Below are 7,331 nucleotides of genomic sequence, written 5' to 3' on the forward strand. Positions count from 1 at the left end.
TGATCAGCGTTGCCTTAAATCGACTCGATGATGAAACAGACAGGGCAGCGCCTTGAGCGCCCTGCCTGTTTTTTTCCACCAGCTTGCGCGTAAACGGTTGCGCCCCGTATACGCAACGTCCCTACGAAGCGGCCAGGCCCCGACGCGCCGCCACCCTCGCCGCGCATATGCAGGACAGGGTTTGTTGGGAGGGCAGGTGCCCGTCGCTGACCACGCAGCGGTAGTACTTCGTTGGCGAACCGGTCAACGCAACACCCGAAAGCGCACTTGCGTCCATGCGCCATTGTTGGCCATTGCGGTGCGCGTGTGCAGCCCGACTTCTTCGAAATCGCGCTGAAATCCTTGTCTTCCGTTGGTCCGCGTAATCCAGCGGCCATCCAGCAGCCAATCGATTCGCGCCTCGCTGCCCAGCGCACGCAACTGCAACCGCCCCGGGCGCGCCGCGTCGTTGGCCCGCGCAAGCGTGGCGCGGTCGCGCAGACCATCGATGCGCAGCACCCCGCCACCGGTCATGCGGCCGTCCGGCGCGCAATCTTCAGCCAATGGCGGCAATTGCGCGGCGGCGCGTTCGGACGTACTGAGCCAGGGCGAGACCAACGCCGGCCAGCGTGCCACTGTGCGCGGTACGCGCGTATGCGGTTGGCTGCATTCCTGCGACAACCGCTGACCGCTGCGCGCATCGATGTCCAAGCGCACTTGCCCGCTTTGCCATAGACGCGCATCGCGTTCGGCAAAGGTGGGTGGCACGTTACCGTCGAGTGCATACGCATCGACGCGACGTGCGCAGAGGGCCGGTGACGTCTGATCGGCAGCGCCGCCCAGCGGCCAGCAGATGTTGATTGCCTGCACGGTGGCTGGCATCGGCGATGGCGCACTGTCGCCAGCGCTACACGGCAAGGCATCGATGACTTCGAACATCAACGGCAACGCGGTGACCGCACCGTACTGGCCCGGCAACGGGGTGCCATCCGGCCGCCCTACCCAGACGCCGACGGTGTAACGCCGCGTCCCGCCAATGGCCCATGCATCGCGGTAGCCGTAACTGGTGCCGGTCTTCCACGCCACGCCGGGGCGTGCAGCGGTGTCGAACGTCCCGCTGCCGTAGCCGGGGCGCGGGTTACTTTGCAAAATTTCGCGCACGATCCAGGCCGCGCCCGGCGACATCAAGCGGCGATCGATGTGCGCATCATCCGGCGTATAACGCACACGTCCGGCAATGCCGCTGCGATTGAGCGCGGCGAACGCGCACACCAACTCCTGCAACTGTGCGCCGGTGCCACCTAGTATCAACGCCAGCGACGGCGTGCTGCCGGAAGGAAAATGCAGGGCAATCCCGGCATTGGACAGTCGCGCAGCAAAACGCGTAGGGCCGATGCGATCAAGCAGATCCCACCGCCGGCACGTTCAACGACAGCCGCAACGCCGTGGCCGCGCTCACCGGGCCGTTGAACGCCGCATCGAAGTTGCCGAGACGGTAGTCGCCAAAACTCTGCGGCGCATCCACCAACAGGCTTTCGGAATGGATCAGGCCATCGTCCAGCGCCATGCCATACAGGAACGGCTTGAGCGTGGAACCGGGCGAGCGCCATGCCTGCACCATGTCGACCTGACCCAGGCGCTTGCGGTCGCCGAAACTGGCCGAGCCCACGTAAGCGCGCGCTTCCATCGTGGCGTTGTCCACCACCAGCAAGGCCGCGGAGGTGCGCTCCGGCAGCTGCGAAAAATACGTGGACACGCGCTCTTCCAGTGTACGCTGCAATTCCACATCCAGCGTCGTGACGATACGCGCCTTACGCGGCTGCGCACTATGCAGGCGCTGCGCCAGCAAGGCCGCATGCAGGGGTGGCTTGAACGAGCGGGTGACCACCGGTTCGATGCGTGCATCGTCCACCTGCGCACGCGACCACACGCCCAGCTCGACCATGCGGTCGAGCACCTTGTCGCGTGCGCGTTGCGCCGCTTCCGGGTGCCGGTCCGGGCGCAGGCGGCTGGGCGACTGCGGCAATACCGCCAGCAACGCGGCCTCGGCGTGCGACAAGGCCTTGGCCGGCTTGCCCAGATACGCCCAGCTGGCCGCCTCTACCCCCTCGATAGTGCCGCCGTAGGGCGCGCGCTCCAGATACAGCATGAGAATCTCGTGCTTGCTCAGGTGCGCTTCCAGCTGTAACGCGCACAACAACTGCTTGGCCTTGCCCCACGGCGTGCGCGTATGCGGGTCCAGGATGCGTGCCACCTGCATGGTCAGGGTGGAGCCGCCGGACACGATGTGGCCCTGCCCGAGCCACTGCCCACCGGCACGCAGCAGACCCCACGGATTGACGCCCGGATGACGCCAGAACCAGCGATCTTCGTAGTTCAGCAGCGCCTGCAGATACAACGGCGACACGCTGTACGGCGTGACCGGGTAACGCCATACGCCATTGCGGTCGGCGAATGCACGTAACGGCGTGCCGTCGCGCGCGACCACCAAGGTGGAAGTGTCGCGCGATTTGGGCAAGGGCAACGGGAAGGCCAGATCCAGCAGCAGGACGCTCAGCAGCGCAGCCGCACTCAAGCGCAGCCACCGCAGCCAGCGGCGCCCGTTGCGGACCTGATGGTTCGGCGCTTGCAGGCGCGGCTGCGTGCGATCTATCCCTGTTGGTGCCTGCGGCTGTTCATCCATCGCGCAAAGCATGCAGGGCAAAACGCATTTCGGCCACTGTTATGCGGCCCGGCGTCTTGGCAGGGCGATCAGCTGCGCGACCAGCCGGACAAGCCACTGGCCCAGGGGCCAGGCGCAGATCCTGAGCGACATGTGGGAATCCTTGCGACCAACCGTCTGATCTTATTCGTGACCACCGAATGAAGCGCCTGCAACGATCAGGCCACTCACACCGAGGGGCGCGTTCGGCGCCCCTCGGTAGCAGCACGCATTGCCGGCAGGCAATGGCGATGCCTGCATATACAGTTCGGTTGACGTGACGTATCGATCGTTGCGTTGCTCGATGCACGGCGCGCCGTGCTACACCTGATTGCCCCCGCGTAGGACGGCCGCCTGGTCGCTTCCGCTCAACGCTTTTCCAAGCTGGCGCGATAGCGCAGCAAGGCTTCCGGCGCATCGGTCTGGATGATCGACACACCGTCGTGGTACATCCGGCCCCAGACCTTGTCAGGGGCGCGTTCGGCGTCCACATCTCCGCCATAGCCGGCAATGAAGCCGTCCCACAACGAATTGACCATCAGCCGCACGTTGTGCGCCTTGCTCACCGCTGCCAGTGCCGGCAATTGCGCGGCGGCTATCTTGGGCAACTCGAATGCCATCGGCCGCGCATTGCGCGTCTGTGCCGTTGCAATGGCGGCAAGATCGGCATCGCCATGCGCGTTGATCAGGATCGGGAAGAAGTACACGGTGTTGAACGGCACCATCCCTGCCAGCGGCGGCGTGGCGATGCCGGCTTCAGCCTTGACGATCACCTGATGCTGCATGCCGGCCCGGGCGACCGCGTCGATCACCTGCACGTAGATCGCATCCTTGACATCCAGGTTGAGCAGGATGTGCCCCTTGGCCCTGGCCAGCATCTGCTCGAGCGTGACCACGCGCTGGTCGGTCAGCGGTGCCTGCGCACCACCTTCGTCGCTGCGCAGGCGCAGCTTCTGCAGATCGGCCAGGGTCAACTCGGACAGCTTGCCGGTGCCATCGGTGGTGCGGTCCACGGTGGCGTCATGCAGCATCACCAGGCTGCCATCGGCGGCGCGCCGCACATCGGTTTCCATCACATCGGCGCCGATGGCGATGCAGCGCTCCAATGCCGCCAGCGAGTTTTCCGGTGCGGTCCCGGTGAAGCCATGCTGTGGCGCGGCGGCATGACACCCGCGGTGCGCCACCACGACAAGGCCGCCCTGCGGGTTGGTCAGGCGCGCCTGGATCGCAGCCGCGCCTGTCGGTGCGGCACTCGCTGCAGTGGTCACGACTGCGTACAGTACGGCGGCGAGGACGGCAATGGGGCGTGATGTCATCGAACAACTCCAAGCAGATGGTTGCAAAACGGTAGCGCGGTGGACGGGCATTGCCGCGCTTGGCATACGCTGCTGAAATCAACTGGGTCAACGGCAGGCATCGAATTCAAGATGGCACGCATTGCCACCGTTGCACCGGTTGCGCTCACCACGACGGCGTAAACCGCAGACCCACCCAATAGGTAGTGGGCGCCGAGTAACTGTCCTTGAGCAGATTCTGCCCGGGGCCGGTCACGCTGGTGATACGGCTGTGGGTGAGATTGCCGACCTGGCCAATCAGGCTCAACTGCTTGCTCACCGCATAGGTGGCGGTGAAATCCAGTTGCGAACGCGGCAACCAATACAGGTCCTGCCAATCGATGTTGCTGACGATGGAGCGCAGCGCCTTGCCTTGCCGGTTGTAGGCCGCACGCAGTTCCAGCCCACCAGTGTTGTAGAACAGCGTCGCGTTGGCGGTGTAATCGGGCTGACCAACCAGATTGTCGAGCTTGCGCTCGCGCTGGGTCACGCTGCTACCGCTGCCGACGCTGTAAGGCACGTCCAGGCTGCCATCGAGCAACGCGAGGTTCGCGCTGAAACCGACGCCGCTCAACCACGGCGCGATCGGCCCTAACGTGTTGACGATGCCGTTGAACTCCACACCGCGGATACGCGCCTTGGCCGCATTGGCCGGTGTGCTGATGAATGCATTCGCGTACGTGGTGCCGTCGAAGGTGAAGCTATCGGTGCGCGAGAGCGTGAAAATCTCGTCCTGGATGTGCTTGTCGAACACGGCAGCGGACGCGAACGCATCGAAATCGCCGGGAAGCCGCCATTCCAGCGACAGATCCAGGTTGTTGGACACGCGCGGCTTGATGTCGGGGTTGCCGATGGTGACGGTGACGCCCTGCGCATTCGGGTTGCCGGCGTCTGTCGTATTGACGAAGCCGATGGAGGTACGCGCCGCATAGGCATCGTACGGCGGGCGGCCCAACGTGCGGCTTGCACCGGCACGCAGATCCAGCGCATCGGTGAGGTGATAGGTCATCACCGCCGACGGCAGCAGGTAGTCGTAGTCCGCACTGGTCGGGTTGTCGACATACACGTAGTGATTGGTTGCCGCATCCAGCTGCCGGCGGCGGCCCACCGTGTCGAGCTTGGTGCTGTCGAAATGCACACCTGCCTGCACATTCATACGATCGCTGCGATAGCTGACCAAGCCATAGCTGCCGAAGGTTTTTTCGGTATGCGTGAAATTGTCCTGATTGCTGAAGGCCTGCTGGTCGGTACTGTTGAACGCGCTCAACGGCGTGGCCGCCAGCACGCGATTGGCCTTGTTCGGGTCGATGCTCAGCAGGTTCAAACCGGCATAGCGCATCGGCGCCCTGCCGGTACCCACGACGTCGGCCAGACCGAGCATCGGTGCTGTCGTATTGGGCTGATACTCGACGCGATAGATCTCGTAGGACGGCTTGTCGGTGGTATACGACACGCCTGCCGCAAAACCGATGCCTTGGTCGCTTTCGCCTTGATTGAAGCCGTAATCGAGCCGACCGGTGAGGATGCGATCGGACGCGGTGCGTTTATAGTCCGGTCGCCAGTACGACAGGCTGTAATTGTCCAGGTTGTCATATGCCTGCGGCGACACGCCGAACCGTTGATCCAAGCCGGAAGTGTCGTAGTTGAACGCATAATTGGGCGTGGCATTGACGGTCACGCCACTGCCGGTCTGGCCCACCGGCACCGGTGCCGGGCGCCTGATGCCGGTGGCGTACTTGATCATGCGAATCGGCTCGTCGTAGGTCGCATCCGACCACGCACCACGCGCGGAAAACTGCTGGCGATCGGTGGGCCGCCAGATCGTCCCCAGCTGCGCAACCTTGGTACGCGTGGTGACGATCTGGTTCGAATAACCCACCTCGATGTCGCCACCGGGATAACTGCCGGACGTTGCGGTCTGATTGAAGACCTGGCCACGGTTGCGCGGATCGATGATGACCTCGTTGCGCTCCATGTCGTCCTTGAAATAGTAGTAGCCGGCCATGGCGTAGGCTTCGAGCGCCGCACTGGGCCGCATCTCGAACTTGCCGGTGAGGCCATAACGGTCGCGCTGATCTTGCACGTACCAGTATTTATCCTGCTGCGGCACCGCCCAGCCATTGCCGAGACTGTCGCCGGTCTGCAGCACGCCTTTGTTGTCGTAGAACCCGTAGTGCACCGTGTCGGTGGTCATATGGGTTTCGGTGTAGCTGCTCAGCGTTTGATAGTTGGCGGACACCGTGACACCGTACTGCTGCTCGCTCCCGAAGGTGCGGCTGCCGGTGGCGTTCAAGCGATACCCAGGGTCGTCCTGATCGCGCGGCTTGCCTACATCGTTGGCGTGGCCTAGCGCCGCCTCGGCACTGAAGAACGGCTTGCCGCCATTTTCGAACGCGCTGCGGGTTTTCAGGTTGATCGCACCGCCGGTGGCGTTGGGATCCAGGTCGGGGGTGAAGGTCTTGACCACCTGCAATTCGCTGACCATCGAGGCCGGCAACAGGTCCAGGCGCACGCCGCGGGTGATCGAACCGAGCGTGCCGTTCGGTGTACCCGGCGAGGCGATGGTGAGCCCGTCGATGGTGACGTTGTTGTACGACGGCCCCAGGCCACGCAAGACCGGCGTAGCTGCTTCATCGCGGGGATGCTCGTTGTCGGTGGCAGGCAAGACGGACAAGCCCGGCACGCGCCGCAATGCCTCAACGATGGTGCTGTCGGGCAAGGCACGCACATCGGTGGCGCTGATCACATCGGTGATATTGGTCGCCGCGCGTTTGCTTTCCACCGCAGCCGCGTTGGCGCGGCGCACGCCGGTGACCTGCATGGCATCGAGGGTTGTTAGGCCGCCTTCAGGCGCGTCTGCTGCGGGCACGTCGCTGCCGGCTGCATCGTTGAGCGAGGCTGTAAAGTCGGCGTTTGAGAGATGCTCTGCCACCGACGCTGTCTCTGTGCGACGCGGACTCTCGTTGAATGATGCCGTGTCCGGAGGTATTGGCGACGCAAGGCGCGCAGCATCGGATGACACGCCGACGGTATGCGCCTGCACTGCAGGCGAACATGCGGCGATGGCCACGGCGAGAACGGACAGGTGCACACGGTACGGATCGAAGCGCTGCATGGAATCCCGTTAGTTGCGCAGCATCAACGCCGCGCCAATGAGAAAGCACGCCACTGTAGAGCGTAAAAATGACCCTTGCGTGTCGCGCGCATCGCACCGAAAAGACAATGCGCAGCAATGTCGCGGCGCGCGAAGCAAGTACCTGGCAAGTGCCTAAAAGCCGAGCCCTTCGACGAGAAGTACCTCTCCCCCGGGACATTGC

Annotated in this window: 2 protein-coding genes and 1 pseudogene; all 3 read right to left on the minus strand. The window is 64.0% G+C overall.

Annotated elements, in window-relative coordinates:
• Positions 1 to 243: 243 nt before the first annotated feature.
• The 3 genes and pseudogenes from pbpC to XAXN_RS02125 all read right to left on the minus strand — a co-directional run bounded on the left by pbpC (position 244) and on the right by XAXN_RS02125 (position 7,129).
• Positions 244 to 2,662: pseudogene (gene pbpC / locus XAXN_RS02115) on the minus strand (penicillin-binding protein 1C).
• 386 nt (positions 2,663 to 3,048) lie between these two features.
• Positions 3,049 to 3,996, minus strand: coding sequence for a glycerophosphodiester phosphodiesterase family protein (locus XAXN_RS02120; protein ID WP_054318316.1), 948 nt, complete (start codon positions 3,994 to 3,996; stop codon positions 3,049 to 3,051).
• Positions 3,997 to 4,141: 145 nt separating this feature from the next.
• Positions 4,142 to 7,129: a TonB-dependent receptor gene (locus XAXN_RS02125; protein ID WP_054318317.1), complete on the minus strand. Its 2,988-nt coding sequence runs from the start codon at positions 7,127 to 7,129 to the stop codon at positions 4,142 to 4,144.
• Between the last annotated feature and the right edge of the window lie 202 nt (positions 7,130 to 7,331).

The organism is Xanthomonas axonopodis, assembly GCF_001304695.1.
Lineage (GTDB): Bacteria > Pseudomonadota > Gammaproteobacteria > Xanthomonadales > Xanthomonadaceae > Xanthomonas > Xanthomonas axonopodis.